General features: G+C 69.5%; 14 protein-coding genes. 6 read left to right on the forward strand and 8 right to left on the reverse strand.

The features are described 5' to 3' along the window. The first annotated feature begins 70 nt into the window (after nt 1-70). Nucleotides 71-901 (forward strand): helix-turn-helix domain-containing protein, encoded by an 831-nt coding sequence (locus ACGFNU_RS33805; RefSeq protein ID WP_392600306.1) that lies wholly within the window; start codon nt 71-73, stop codon nt 899-901. On the opposite strand, the gene ACGFNU_RS33810 is transcribed toward ACGFNU_RS33805, so the two are convergent. Genes ACGFNU_RS33810 through ACGFNU_RS33825 form a run of 4 tightly spaced genes read right to left on the reverse strand, consistent with a single transcriptional unit; the run spans nt 873 to nt 4,573 of the window. Beyond that, nucleotides 873-2,066 (reverse strand): sulfotransferase family protein, encoded by a 1,194-nt coding sequence (locus ACGFNU_RS33810; protein ID WP_392600308.1) that lies wholly within the window; start codon nt 2,064-2,066, stop codon nt 873-875. The genes ACGFNU_RS33805 and ACGFNU_RS33810 overlap by 29 nt on opposite strands. Then, complete coding sequence (locus ACGFNU_RS33815; protein ID WP_392600310.1) at nt 2,063-3,100, reverse strand: hypothetical protein; 1,038 nt, start codon at nt 3,098-3,100, stop codon at nt 2,063-2,065. Before ACGFNU_RS33815 ends, ACGFNU_RS33810 begins: the two co-directional genes overlap by 4 nt. Nucleotides 3,101-3,146: 46 nt before the next feature. Continuing rightward, on the reverse strand, nt 3,147-3,434 hold the full coding sequence (locus ACGFNU_RS33820) for a hypothetical protein (protein ID WP_392600312.1): 288 nt from the start codon (nt 3,432-3,434) through the stop codon (nt 3,147-3,149). Further along, a complete protein-coding gene (locus tag ACGFNU_RS33825) occupies nt 3,431-4,573 on the reverse strand; it encodes a hypothetical protein (RefSeq protein WP_392600314.1) in 1,143 nt (380 codons plus the stop codon). Before ACGFNU_RS33825 ends, ACGFNU_RS33820 begins: the two co-directional genes overlap by 4 nt. 98 nt (nt 4,574-4,671) lie before the next feature. Here ACGFNU_RS33825 and ACGFNU_RS33830 point away from each other — a divergent pair, with 98 nt between their 5' ends. Further along, nucleotides 4,672-5,244 carry a TetR/AcrR family transcriptional regulator gene (locus ACGFNU_RS33830; RefSeq protein WP_392600316.1) on the forward strand — a complete coding sequence of 191 codons (573 nt, stop codon included), beginning with the start codon at nt 4,672-4,674 and terminating at the stop codon, nt 5,242-5,244. 84 nt (nt 5,245-5,328) lie between these two features. On the opposite strand, the gene ACGFNU_RS33835 is transcribed toward ACGFNU_RS33830, so the two are convergent. Continuing rightward, complete coding sequence (locus tag ACGFNU_RS33835) at nt 5,329-5,838, reverse strand: hypothetical protein (protein WP_392600318.1); 510 nt, start codon at nt 5,836-5,838, stop codon at nt 5,329-5,331. 68 nt (nt 5,839-5,906) lie between these two features. Then, nucleotides 5,907-6,047, reverse strand: coding sequence for a hypothetical protein (locus ACGFNU_RS33840; RefSeq protein ID WP_392600320.1), 141 nt, complete (start codon nt 6,045-6,047; stop codon nt 5,907-5,909). 27 nt (nt 6,048-6,074) lie between these two features. Between ACGFNU_RS33840 and ACGFNU_RS33845 the strand changes: the two genes are divergently transcribed. Then, nucleotides 6,075-6,755 carry an SGNH/GDSL hydrolase family protein gene (locus ACGFNU_RS33845; RefSeq protein ID WP_392600322.1) on the forward strand — a complete coding sequence of 227 codons (681 nt, stop codon included), beginning with the start codon at nt 6,075-6,077 and terminating at the stop codon, nt 6,753-6,755. Beyond that, the gene (locus tag ACGFNU_RS33850; RefSeq protein WP_392600324.1) at nt 6,752-8,197 is read left to right on the forward strand and encodes an MFS transporter; all 1,446 of its coding nucleotides are present in this window, start codon (nt 6,752-6,754) and stop codon (nt 8,195-8,197) included. The genes ACGFNU_RS33845 and ACGFNU_RS33850 overlap by 4 nt, the downstream gene beginning before the upstream one ends. Before the next feature lie 440 nt (nt 8,198-8,637). Here the strand turns inward: ACGFNU_RS33850 and ACGFNU_RS33855 are convergent, their stop codons facing one another. Next, nucleotides 8,638-10,596 (reverse strand): DUF5005 domain-containing protein, encoded by a 1,959-nt coding sequence (locus ACGFNU_RS33855; RefSeq protein ID WP_392600326.1) that lies wholly within the window; start codon nt 10,594-10,596, stop codon nt 8,638-8,640. 180 nt (nt 10,597-10,776) lie between these two features. Next, nucleotides 10,777-11,172 carry a hypothetical protein gene (locus ACGFNU_RS33860; RefSeq protein ID WP_392600328.1) on the reverse strand — a complete coding sequence of 132 codons (396 nt, stop codon included), beginning with the start codon at nt 11,170-11,172 and terminating at the stop codon, nt 10,777-10,779. A gap of 111 nt (nt 11,173-11,283) precedes the next feature. Between ACGFNU_RS33860 and ACGFNU_RS33865 the strand changes: the two genes are divergently transcribed. Both ACGFNU_RS33865 and ACGFNU_RS33870 read left to right on the forward strand, forming a co-directional pair. Then, nucleotides 11,284-11,592: a hypothetical protein gene (locus ACGFNU_RS33865; RefSeq protein WP_392600330.1), complete on the forward strand. Its 309-nt coding sequence runs from the start codon at nt 11,284-11,286 to the stop codon at nt 11,590-11,592. 233 nt (nt 11,593-11,825) lie between these two features. Continuing rightward, complete coding sequence (locus ACGFNU_RS33870; protein ID WP_392600688.1) at nt 11,826-12,221, forward strand: MarR family winged helix-turn-helix transcriptional regulator; 396 nt, start codon at nt 11,826-11,828, stop codon at nt 12,219-12,221. The last annotated feature ends 149 nt before the right edge of the window (nt 12,222-12,370 follow it).

The raw sequence follows: 12,370 nt of genomic DNA on the forward strand, positions 1-12,370 counted from the left end.
CGCCTCTGTGTCGGCCACGATTCCCTCGCAGGGAAGCGCCGCGGCTCGCGCCGGGCCGTAGGGTCGGTTCATGTCCGGGACGATGACCGAGGTCTCTTTCGGCACCATGGTTCGCTACTGGCGGCGCGTCCGGGCCATGAGCCAGCTCGATCTGGCGTCGGCCGCGATGACCACCCCGCGCCACATGAGCTTCCTGGAGACCGGCCGCTCGAACCCGAGCCGCGAGATGGTGCTCCGCCTGGCCGGCGCGCTCGATGTTCCGCTGCGCGACCGCAACGGCCTGCTGCTGGCGGCCGGCTTCGCTCCGCTGTTCTCGCATCGCGGCCTCGACGATCCGGCCCTCGACCGGGTCACGATGGCCATCGGGCGGATGCTGGAGCAGCACGACCCGTTCCCCGCCGTTGTTCTGGACCGCGGCTGGGGTCTGCTGCGCGCCAACCACGGCGCGGTGCGCCTGTTCGGCGGGCTGCTGGCGCCCGACCCGATCCCCGACGACGTCAACGTGCTGCGCATGATCCTTGAGCCGGGCCCCGTCCGGGACGGCATCGCCAACTGGGAGCAGGTCGCGCCCGCGCTGCTCGAACGCGCCCGGCGCGAAGCGGTCGGCGGGGTGCTCGACCTGGCGACCGCCGAGCTCGTCCAGGAGCTGCGGGCGCGCCCCGAGGTCGAGGCGCTCATCACGGCGGCACCGGCGATCGCGCCGCTGGTTCCGGTGGTGGACGTGCACTTCCGGCTAGGCGCCGATCACCTGCGGTTCTTCTCGGTCGTGTCCAGCATCGGCACGCCCGTGGACGTCACAGCCCAGGAGCTGCGCGTTGAAGCGTTCTTCCCCTCCGACGACCAGACCGCCGAGCGGTGGCGGACCCTGAGCGTCAAACCTCTCGGCTGGTCCAAGGGGTGAGGCGGGCGCGGAGGTCGGTCTCGTCGAGGGCGAATTCCTGCGGCGTGTAGCGGTGTGGTTTGCGCTGGTTGGGCGGGTTCGCGGCGTGGTATGCGTCGATCATGGCGTGGAGGTCGGGTTGCGCCAGGCCGGCGGCGGTGTAGACGCGGTCGAGGACGTCGCCGGTCGCGTGCACCAGGTCGTCGTATCGGACGTCGATGATCGTGAGGTCGGCGGCCTGGGGTGAACTGCGGAAGGCGTGGGCGCGGCGCAGCCACAGCTCGGTCTGCCCGGCCTGGAAGCGGCCGACGTCCGCGGGGTCGACCTCGTCGCTGTAGGTGGAGCGGAAGACGGAGAAGAGGCTGGCGCCCGACGCGACCGTCTCGACGATGTCGCGATGTAGGAAGACGACGCGGGCATCGGGGAAGGCCGCGGCCAGGCTCGCCAGTTCCGCGGTGTGGGCGGGCGCCTTCAGTAGCCAGCGGCGGCCGTCGTCGAGGGTGTGCAGGATGTGGCGGTAACCGAGGTATGTGCCGGTGAGGTTTTCGTCGGCGAGCCACCGCGTGTAGCCGTCCAGGCGGACGGTGGCGCTGTACCCCCAGTTCCTGAACGCGGAGCCCAGGCCGACGACGCACTCCTCGGGCAGGTGCGGCCCGTAATCGTGGACGGCTTTGAGCGCCGGGTTCAGCAGATCGAGGAGGGCGAAGGCCTTGCCGCTGCCGTCGATCAGCTCCCGGCGCCGGTCGGGGGACGCGCCGGCGAACTTCCACGGGACGCTCAGCTCGGCCGGCAGCGGGGCGCGGAGCCGCGGATCGGTCGCCAGGAGCCGGAAGAGAAAGGTGGTCCCCGTCCGCCATCCGCCGGTGATGAAGATGGGCGGCGGGTCGAGACGCGCGTCCGCGCCGGGCATCCCGGACATGGCCACGCGGGCGCGGAGCGCGGACACCGCGGAGTCGCGGACCATCCGGATCCCGACCGCGTTGAGACGGCCGTCCTCACGCGCCGACTCCAGGTAGCGCTCCAATCCCTGACGCCAGCCTCCGCTTTCGTCAAGGCCGGTGGCCTTGGCGATGATCGTCTCGGGATCGAGCGTGTAGGCGCCGGGACGAGCGGCACGATCGGCCTCGGCCGCCGCGTAGATCTGCGCTGCGGCAGGGGTGCGCTCGGGCGGACGCCACGCCGTCATCGCGGCCTCCGAAGATCGTCGATCCGGCACACGCTGGTCCGGGGGAGCGGCGGTGGTCGCTCGGCGTGCAGCCAGCGCAACATGAAGAGCCCGGCGGCGCGTCCTTCGGTGTCGAGCCAGTCAACGTCGCCAGGATCCTCGGCTGCCAGGACGAATCGGTACCGGCGGCCGTCGACGCGGGCCGTGGCGCCGGTCAGCGACACCCGCCGGTGCCGGTAGTCGAGGGAGTTGAGGAAACGGCTGTAGAGCAGGACGTTCCAGTGCCGGCAGGGCACGGTCTCCCCTTCGACGACGAGGGCCTCTCCGGGTTCCAGTTGCCAGGCGCCGCGCAGGTAGTGGATGCCGGGCTCGGTGTACGCGGCGCCTCCGGTCATCTCGGCCCAGTGGTGCACGGTGTTGGGGGCGACCTGGCCTTCGACGGCGGCGAACGCCGCGGGCATCACCTCGATGGTCTTGGCGAGCCGCCGGAGCTGGTGCCGGAACCGCGCCGGATCGATCGGCGGAGGCGCCTCCGGCGACGTGACGGGTTCGATGGCGCACCAACCGCGGCGGCTCCCATCGTCGTGAAAGTGCCGCACCCACAGCTGCGCGTTCCCTTCAGGTAGCGGCAGCCACGCGCCGTCATCCGGCTGGACGCCCCCCACGAGCAGGGAGTACGCGCCGGACCCGAGCCGGTCGCCGTCGATCCGCGAAGCGGCGCTGACCCCGCCGGACGCCGTCGCATAGGCGGTGATCGACATGTAGACGGCGTCGCCGGGGTGCCCAGTGAGCCGGTACTGGCGATCGCCGTGCACATCAGCGACCCAATAACGAGTGTCGGGGTTGTCCATGAAGAACTTCTGCCGCCAGCCGTTGAACGGCACCAGCTCGGGCAGCTCCCGATCGATCTCGAACCGGGCGAGCTGGTGATGCAGGCCGCGCAGCAACGCCCGAAACGCGTCAGCCCGCTCCGTCGCGTCCAGCTGAGCGGTGTCCTCCCCGACCCGTTCCCCCGCGACGCGCAACGCCTCAACGAGGTCAGCCCAAGCCCGCACGTCATCCCCACTCACAAAGCCCCACCCCTCCTCACACCGCCGCTACTCATGACGCCTCGCTAGGACGCGCGTCGCCACCGTGTGCCTTGCTGGTGCGTGGTTGAGAGTTGCGGAGGTCGTGGAGCATCCATGCTGACGTTGCGGCGACGAAGATGCCCCAGGTCGCGGCGATGGTGTGGACGCCGATGATGCCGCTGCCGACGTTGAGGGGGCCGGTCATCGACCAGAATCCCGCCATCGGGGTGAGGGTGCCGAAGACCGCGGCGACGGCGAGCCAGCCGAGCCAGCGCGCCAGGCCGCTCGCGGCGTGCAGGTATTCGATGCGGTGCGTCATGGGTCGCTCCGGCGGATGCGGTCGTCGTGGACGTAGTGGGGGCGCGGATCGTCGATGAGGATGCCTGGGGCGGCGGCGCAGACGGCGGGGAGCGCGTCGAGAATCGCGCGCACCGAGGCGCCGGTGACGGGGTTGGTCCGGTCGGGGTCGGCGGCGCCGGGGGTCGGGTCGAAGGTCAGCCGGGTTCGCAGCGCGGCGGGCGCGCCGGTGATCTCGATGGTGTAGTCGATGGGGCTTGGGCCGTCGCGGTCTGGATAGGGCAGGTCGTCGCCGCGGTAGGCGTTGGCCTCGCCGAGGTACCAGCACTCTTCGTTCGTGAAGAAGTGATGGTCGCCCAGGTAGCCACGGTGGGTCATGTGCAGGGCCGCGGTCTGGCCCGGCTCGACCGTGAACCCCGACCGCGTCTGGAACCGTTCGCGCGCGGGCAGGCCCCGCAGGTCGTGCTCGACGCGCACCTCGTCCATCCGGGCCCCGAAGAGATGATGGGCGACGTTGCCCGTGAGGTCGCCGTAGTAGAGGTCGCCGAACAGCGCGAGCGGCTTGCCGGCGCCCAGGTCGGCGGGGTCGCAGCCGAACCCGATCCGGCGCAGCCCGCCCCACATCGAGCCCGACGCCGCCGCGAAGTCGACCGCCTCGACGCACCGCACATGGGTGACGTCCGACAGCGCGCGGGCCATCGTCATCGCCACCCGCTCGACCATGAACGTGGGATGCACACCCGTGCCGTGCAGGGTCGTGTTTCCGGTCTCGCACGCCTGGAGCAGCCGTGACGCCGGCGGCCGGGTGGCCGACAGCCAGTTCGGCATCGCCGCGTTGTGGTACGAGGCGGTGGAGATCACGTTCTTGCCGGACTCCAGCATCGCGATCACGTCGGCGTCCAGGCGGGCGCCGAGGACGTCGGGACGCGGCGTCACCACCACGCAGTCGGCGTCCAGCGCCAGGATCTCCTCGGCCGACGTGGTCGCGGCGACCCCGATCGGACCGAGGCCGACCAGATCGCCCAGGTCCGCGCCGTGCTTGCGGTCGCTGAACACCTTCGCGCCCACCAGCCGGACGTCCGGACTGCGATGCGCGGCCCTGGCGACGGCGCCGCCGACCTCGCCCGGCCCCCAGATCACCACTCGGTACGTCTCGCCCATCGGCTGCCTCGTTCCGTTCGACCTGGACACGCGCCGGACCCCGGCGCTAACTTACAGATCGTAAGTTAATGGGGCAAGAGGCGGGGAGAACCCGGAACATGACCACACGCCGCCGGCTGAGCGGCCCCCAGCGGCGCGCCCAGATCCTCGACGTCACCTGCCGGATCGTGGTCGAGCAGGGCTACCACGCCGTGACCATCGACCGGGTCGCCGAGGAGTGCGGCGTCACCCGCACCGTGCTCTACCAGCAGTTCGAAAGCCTCCCCGGCCTGCTGGTCGCCCTGATCGACCGGGAGGTCGAACGCGCCTTCACCGGCTTCCGCGAAGCCGCGGCCCGCCCCGTCCCCCCGGGCGAGGATCCTTTCACCAGCGCCCTGGCCGGAGTGCTGGACGCGGCCGACGCCGCTCCCGCCACCTGGCGAATGTTCATGTTCCCCGCCGAAGGAGGCCCCCCGGAACTCCACGAACGCCTCGCCCAGGCCCGCGCCGTCACCCGCTCCCACCTCCAGAAGATCACCGGCCACCACGCCGACCCGGACCTGAGCATCCGGGTCCTGCACGCCGTCGCCGACGAACTCGTCCGCCTCCGCCTCACCGACCCCGACGCCTACCCGGCCGACCGCCTCCTGGCCCAAGCCCGCCGCATCGCCCAAGCCACCCTCGGCCCCTGACCCGCCCCCTCAAGCCCCCGATCTCTGATCCGCGACCTTCGTCCACCGTCTTGCCATCACCGGAGCCGGCCTCAGCAGCGGGGCCTATACGTCGCCGGGGAGTCGGCCGGATAGGTCTTGGCTGTCGCTCTCTGCCGGCGGGCTGATGTCGACGACCCTGATCTGCCGGTCGAAGCCTCGCTCCATCGCGATGGCCAGCTGGGCGGCGACGTCGGTCTCGGCCGGGCCGATGGCGAGGGCGATCAGGAGGGTGTCGGTCGTTCCCGCCGGGTCCATCACGAACGCGACGTCCACCTCGCCGTGCCTGATCTGGGAACGTGCGGTCGCCTCGTCCTTGACCGGCACGGCGTGCACGGGGTTGCCGTGCAGGCCGTTGAGCTTGGCGAGGATCTCCTCCCTCGACTGCGGTGGCGCGACGACGGCGGTGGGGATCGCGTGCGGGGACGGGGAGTGGAGGGCCCCGACCGACGACACGAAGAAGCCGAGCTGGAGCAGCAGGACCGCGGCGACCAGCGCTCCGACGGCGGACGTCACCATGGTCCGGGCATCCAACGACCGCGAACCGTCACGGTGAGAATCTGACTTGCTACTCATGGTAGTGATCCTACGGGTGGGCGGCGGTGACCCTGGGGACGGGCAGGCCGTCCCCAGGGTCATCCGTTTCAGCCCAGGCGGTAGATCGCGGCGTCGGACTTGACGCTGCCGGTGGCCCAGAGCGAGCGCGTCCCTGGGATCAGGGTGAGATCGTCGACTCGGGCGGCCCGTTTGATCCGGCGGGCGGGCCTGTTCTGGGTTGGCAACAACGTACGAACGATCGTATGTTTACCTTCATGTCCCTCATCATGACGCCTCGCGTCGAAGAATCAGACCCGCATTGCCTGTCACCGGCCGCCGGCGCCGGGCTGCTCGCTGCGGCTCCCTGGCGGCGGTTCGCCACGATCGGCGACAGCCTGTCGGCCGGCACTGGCGATCCGAGTCCGGGCTATGCCAGCCTCGGCTGGCCCGATCGGGTCGCGGACGTTCTGCGCCGTGTGCGACCCGAGTTCGCCTACCTCAACACCGCCGAGGTCGGCGCTACGACCGCCAGGACGCTGGAGACGCAGATCGAGCGGCTCGTCGACTTCGGTCCTGACCTCGTCCATGTGCCGTGCCCCGCGAATGATTTGTTCCGGGCGGAGCCCGATTTCGGGGTCATTGAGGAGACGCTGGGGCGGGTGTTCGAAGTCGCCGCGGGCACCGGGGCGCAGCTGACGACGTTCACGCTGGGCAGGGCGTTCGTCGTGCCGAAGTTCGACGACTGGCGCGAGAGGGTGCTCACCGCCAACGCCATCACGCGGCGGCTGGCCGCCGAGCACGGCGCCCTGTTGATCGACATGTGGGACCACCCGGTCAACTCCCGGCCGGATCTGCTGAGCGCCGACCGCATTCACTTCGCGGCGTCGGGCCAGGCGGTCATGGCCGCCGAGGTCATCAAGGGCCTCGCCCGCCTCCTCGACGAGGCGTCCGCGTGACCGCCGTCGCCGCGGCGCCGCGCGCCGCGACCGGGACGCCGTGGGGTGCGGTGTCGATCGTGCTGGTCGGCGCCTTCATGGCGATCCTCGACTCGTTCATCGTCATCGTCGCGGGACCGGCGATCCAGGCCGACCTCGGCACGTCCGGCGGTGAGCTGCAGTGGATCCTCGCCGGTTACCAGCTCACGTACGCGGTGTTCCTCATCACCGGCGGCAGGCTCGGTGACCTGCGCGGCCGCAGGCGCGCGTTCATCGAGGGCATGACGCTGTTCACGCTGGCGTCGGTCGCGTGCGCTCTTTCGCAGACGGCGGCCGTTCTCATCGTGGCGCGCCTGGTCGAGGGGCTGGGGGCGGCGTTGATGCTGCCGCAGGTCTACGCGTCCATCACGGTGATGGTGCGGGAGAAGGACCGGCATCGCGCGTTCGGGTACCTCGGCGTCGCGATGGGGCTCGCCACGATCGGCGGCCAGCTGGCAGGCGGGCTGCTGATCGGCGCCGATCTGCTCGGCTCGGGATGGCGCTCGGTGTTCTGGATCAACGTTCCGATCGGGCTCGCCGCGATCCTGCTCGCGGCCTGGTACCTGCCGGAGTCGCGGGCGGCGCTCGCGCGCAGGCTCGACCTGGCGGGGGTGGCGGTTCTGAGCTTGGCGCTGTTCCTGCTCGCTTTTCCGCTCATTCAAGGGGAACAGGCGGGATGGCCATGGTGGACGTGGGTTTCGCTGGCTGCGAGCTGCCTGGCGTTCGCTGTCTTTGGACGCGTCGAACGCAGGGTCGGTCAGCGCGGAGGCGATCCCCTGCTGAAGCTGTCGTTGTTCCGGACGCGGTCGTTCTCGGTGGGGATCGTGCTCGTCTTCACCATCTACACGTTCATCACGTCGTACTACCTGGTGTTGTCGCTCGCCCTCCAGGACGGGCTGGGCATGTCGGCGCTGGAGGCCGGACTGGTGTACACCCCGGCGGCGGTGACGTTCTTCTCCTTCAGCATGCTCGCGGGCAGGCTGGCGCCACGTTACGGCCGTCGTGTGCTGGAGGTGGGCGCGATCGTCGTCGCCATCGGGTACGCGTCGACGGTGATCGTGCTGACCGTCGGCCCGGCGTTCAGCCCGGCGGTGGTCATCCCGACGCTGATGCTGCAGAGCGTGGGCGGCGGCCTGCTCATCACGCCGTCGCTCAGCGCCGTCCTCGCGCGGATCGACCCCGGCGACGCCGGGACCGCCTCGGGTGTCCTGTCGACCGCCCAGCAGGTCGGCGGCGCGCTCGGCGTCGCGATGATCGGGGTCGTCTTCTTCGCCTCCTATGGCCCCGCCTCGTCGGAGCGCGCGGCGGCGGGCCATGCCCTGGCGATGTCGTCGGTCTGCACTTGCGTCATCGCGTGCGCGGCGGCGGTGCTGGTGTATTTGCTCCCGGCCAGGCCGCCCGCGCCCGCCGACCCCGGCGAATGAGCCGGGCGGTATGGGGGGCGATTGACGGGTAGGGCCCTCAGCAGCAGTGCAGATGCCATCAATACGGAAAGGCGCTGACCATGGCCGAGGGCAAGGCTTTTTCACCCTGGAGAAAAGGTCGAGCAGAGCGGAATCTACGAATGCGATTCCGGCTGCGGGCACCGGTGGAGCACCGACGTCAGGGGCCACCCGTTCCCTCCGCTTCCCGACGGCTGCAAGGGAGGCGGCTGGAAACTGGCGAACGCCACCCCGCTGGACCGCGGCCCTGGGGCGAGCTCCGGATCGGAGAGCCAGCCCCAGGACCGGGTCGTCCCCGGAATGGGCAGCGCCACGGAGGGATACGACTCACATGCGGGCGGAACGCGACAGGGCGATCCTTTGACCGGAGTGGAGAAGGAGTAGAACGCCGCCCGGCCTCCCAGGTGTCGCAGACCGCTCTCCTAGGTGTTGCAGACCGCTTCCGCGGAGCGCGGCCCTTCTCCCTGGCCGTTCTCCGCGGAGACGGATATTCCGTAGCGCTTGGACGGGTTGAGCAGAATGATGCTGAAGCTCTTCTGACTGGTCGGGAGTTCGGAGCGGGTTACGACGCCGGATGGCAACTCCCGCCAATACACGCGCCACAACACGTCCGGCTGGGAGTCCGTCCACTGCGCGCCGCATTCGGAGCCGCTCCATCGGAACGCGGTCATGTTCGAGGGTCTGGCCAGGAAGGCAGACGCCGACACGACCGAGGACCAGGGGCTGTCATTGCCGGCCCATGTGACCGCTCTGATCTGGAACTCATACCGGTGGCCGTGGGTCAGTGAGTAGAAGGGCACGCCCGTCGACTCGGGGGCGAACAGCGGGAACTCGTTCCAGGCCGCGCCCGCGGTGGCGTCACGCCATCTGACGTCGTAGGAGTACTTTCCTGAGGGGCTCGGCGCCGTCCAGTCCAGGGTGATCCTTGCCCCGGACGTGGCGGTGGCGGTGACGTTCGTCGGCCCTGGCCCGGCCATGCTCGAATCGGAGCAATAGTTGGGTGCGTTGAGCATCCATGGTGAGCCGAGAGGTGCCTTTGTCGGCTCGATGTAGGACCCGCCGGCCGGGGAGGACGGAAGCGTGAACTGGATGAACCGGGGACGGTAGACCGAAGCGGTGTAGTAGTTCCTGTTCATGCAGGCGCCGTCGCGGTACTGCGAATTGAGGTTGTAGCTGACCACGACCGTCCTGCCGTTGGTCAGATGGGGCACGACCCGGTATTCGTAGGTCCAGTCGCCCCAGTCCGTCGTCGTCTCCGCGGTCATGTGCAGAACGGACCGGTTGGCGGCGGTGAAGCCCTCCGGGGTGGAAGAGTGGTAGGCGATCATGTTGCCGCCCAGGCGGCCTTCGAGACCCTGTGTCAGCAGGACGTACTGACCGTTGTGGTTGGTGACGGAGAAGCCCTCGGCGACGCCGTCCATGATGCGCGTGGACGCGTTCTGGCTGGTCGACCACGAACTGCCGGTCCAGTACTCCCAGGCGGCGGTGAATTGCCCTCTCGGAACGCGGGCCAGGTGCAGGTACTTGTGCGGGTCGTTGCCGTTGACGACGCCCTCGGTGCCGTAGATATAGGTGTAGTCCGACGTGCTGTAGAGCGCCGTTCCCCACAGGAGACAACTGGACCCCTGAGCCGGGCTCCCGTCACAAAGGGTGGAGGGAATGGACACCTTGGTGAACGTCGCGGGATTGGTGAGCGTGGACACCGGCATCGCCACCAGTTCGATACCGGTCGCGTAGAAGCCGAACGCGCCGCCGCCCGACTGCTTGTAGCGCTGGTAGAACTTGTAGATCGTGTCGCCCACCAGCATGTTGTCGCCGCCCCAGAGCCAGTCCCCGTTGGCGGCCGGCGGCACCATGGTCTTGTCGCCGGTGCTTCCGGAGACCGAGGTCAGGGTCGACCCGTTCTGGATCACCATCATGTTGCGCGGCATGATGTTCGTGAACGGACGGCGCGTGCCGTTGGCCTCGACCGTTCCGTAGAAGCTGTCGTTGAAGAACCACACGACCCGTCCGTCCGGCAGCTTGAGCGACTGGGTGCCGTCGCCGCCGCTCCACTGGCCAGAGGTGTTGCCGTAGTTCTGGAAAAGGTTGTTGAGGCTCGAATAGGGCGTCACCGGAACGGCCGCGCGGGCGGCCCGGGCGGTGGACGCCTTGGGTTCGGCCTTACCTGAGCCGCGCTCGCAGACGATGGGCCCTATCGGGGCACACGCGTGGCTCTTGGCGAGATCGGGGAGCTTCTTCCCAGCCGGAGCCGGAGCCGGAGCCGGAGCCGGGCCGGGAGGTGGAGGCCCCGCTTGGGCGGGCCCTGCGAACAGGAAACCGGCCGCAAGGACTGTGCTGACGATTCCGATTCGCTGGCCAAGGCGTACCCCACGGAACATGACCGGTTCCTCCAAGCGCAGCCGTTCACCGACCCAACGGTCGGCAAGATCACCAGATCCTAACGAGCGCTTGCTAAGCCGAACGCCCGCCCGGCTGTCCGGTAAAGGTCAGCTGGTGAGGCAACCCGAGACCGCCCTCAATGGTCACGAACGACCGCACGTCCCGGGTGGGACGCGCGGTCAGGAACTGGTCACCAGACCCGTACGGTGGTGGGCCGGAGGGCGGCCCCCGACGGCGTTGACGACGACATCCACGTACGAGCTCGGCGGAGCCCCGCCCTGCACACTCGCGCCGAAGTCGGTCAGGCCCGCCGGCCCACTGCACATCGTCCACGACAAGGAGAAGGTCCCGGCCTCCTGCAGGTCGCTGACCACATCGACCAGCGCGGCCCCCGCGACCAGCGGATCGAACGAGCCGCCTACGTCCCCTGACGAGCTGTTCCAGCACCCCGAACGGCACCGCCGACTCGTTCTCGTCGCCGCTCGCCGGCCGCCGCTCGTCGCAAGGATGCGGAACTCGCCGTAGGACGAGTACGCCAGGACCGGCCTGGCCCGCATCGAGCTGGGCCGCCGCATCGGCGACATCGACGCGCAGAAGGCCATCGCCGAGGCGGACCGCTGGACGGCACCTTGCTGTCGCTCACGAGAGGGCGCGAGGAGACACGATGCGACCTGGCTTCGGTGTGGGTGGCCAAGATCGGGGCGAATCTGGCGATGCGGGGCGAGCCGAGCTTTCCGGTGCTGAAGGTCCAGGACGCTGAATCGGGTGACACCATGCGGTACGTGCTGAGGACTGGCACCCACCGGCAGCCGTCCGCCGACGACCTGCGCGTCCTGGCCGACGCCTTCGAAGCCGCACCCCAACCGTCCCCGGCCGCCGTCGCCGCAGCGTCAAGGTTGCGGGAGATAGCTCAACACGGCTTCGACCCGCCACCACCTCCCCCCATGCCCGTCGATTGGAGCCACCGCACCAGCCGTCGTCCCGAGGCCCCCTAGCCGCGCCGTCGCCACGCCCCCAGGCGTCGCGGGCCTCGTCGAGCAGAGCGCGGATCTCGGTGTGGTCAGTGGCGTTCATGACGCAGAGTCCTTTCGGTGTAACCTTCTTGGAGGAAGTTTCTTCTTTGAAGATTTCTCTTCGTTAAAGAAGAGATTAGGGAGTGGAGGATCTCGTGTCAACACCAGGGGCGCCATCGGATCCGAGCAGGGTGTACCGCCAGTACTTGAGCGCGGTGATGATGCACGGCCACGCCAGCGCCAAAGCCTGCGACCTGGGGGCCACTGACCTGTACGCGTTGAACATCCTGGAGTTGTCGGGGGCCATGACCCCCGGCGAACTAGGAACGCGCACCGGCCTGACGACCGGGCCGACCACCCGGCTCATCGACCGTCTGGAGAAGGCGGGCTACGTCCGCCGCGTCCCGTCCGCCGACGACCGCCGCAAGGTCATCGTCGAACCGGTCGGCAAACCCGCCCGGCTGGACGAGGTTCTGGCACCGGCCAGGCAGAAGATCGGTGAGATCGTCGGCGGCTACTCGGCCGAGGAACGCGAGGTCCTTTTCGACTACTTCGCCCGCGCTGCGAAGGCGTACCAGGACGCCGCCGAAGCACTCAACGCGCCATCGTGACCGGTGGGCGGCACCCGACACGAACCGGTGGGTGGCGCCCGCCGGTCACAACGCCGAACCGCCGGCACATCGGACCAACGCGCCCTACCGCGTCCAAACCTGGCCCTCCTCGAACGGCTCTCGTACGCCACGACGCAGCGAGTTCGTGG

Source organism: Spirillospora sp. NPDC048911, assembly GCF_043198015.1.
Classification (GTDB): Bacteria; Actinomycetota; Actinomycetes; order Streptosporangiales; family Streptosporangiaceae; genus Spirillospora.

Coding starts and splice junctions, on each gene's coding strand:
- ACGFNU_RS33805 (WP_392600306.1), top strand. CDS start 71: ATGTCCGGGACGATGACCGAGGTCTCTTTCGGCACCATGGTTCGCTAC.
- ACGFNU_RS33810 (WP_392600308.1), bottom strand. CDS start 2,066: ATGACGGCGTGGCGTCCGCCCGAGCGCACCCCTGCCGCAGCGCAGATC.
- ACGFNU_RS33820 (WP_392600312.1), bottom strand. CDS start 3,434: ATGACGCACCGCATCGAATACCTGCACGCCGCGAGCGGCCTGGCGCGC.
- ACGFNU_RS33825 (WP_392600314.1), bottom strand. CDS start 4,573: ATGGGCGAGACGTACCGAGTGGTGATCTGGGGGCCGGGCGAGGTCGGC.
- ACGFNU_RS33830 (WP_392600316.1), top strand. CDS start 4,672: ATGACCACACGCCGCCGGCTGAGCGGCCCCCAGCGGCGCGCCCAGATC.
- ACGFNU_RS33835 (WP_392600318.1), bottom strand. CDS start 5,838: ATGAGTAGCAAGTCAGATTCTCACCGTGACGGTTCGCGGTCGTTGGAT.
- ACGFNU_RS33845 (WP_392600322.1), top strand. CDS start 6,075: ATGTCCCTCATCATGACGCCTCGCGTCGAAGAATCAGACCCGCATTGC.
- ACGFNU_RS33855 (WP_392600326.1), bottom strand. CDS start 10,596: ATGTTCCGTGGGGTACGCCTTGGCCAGCGAATCGGAATCGTCAGCACA.
- ACGFNU_RS33860 (WP_392600328.1), bottom strand. CDS start 11,172: ATGCGGCGGCCCAGCTCGATGCGGGCCAGGCCGGTCCTGGCGTACTCG.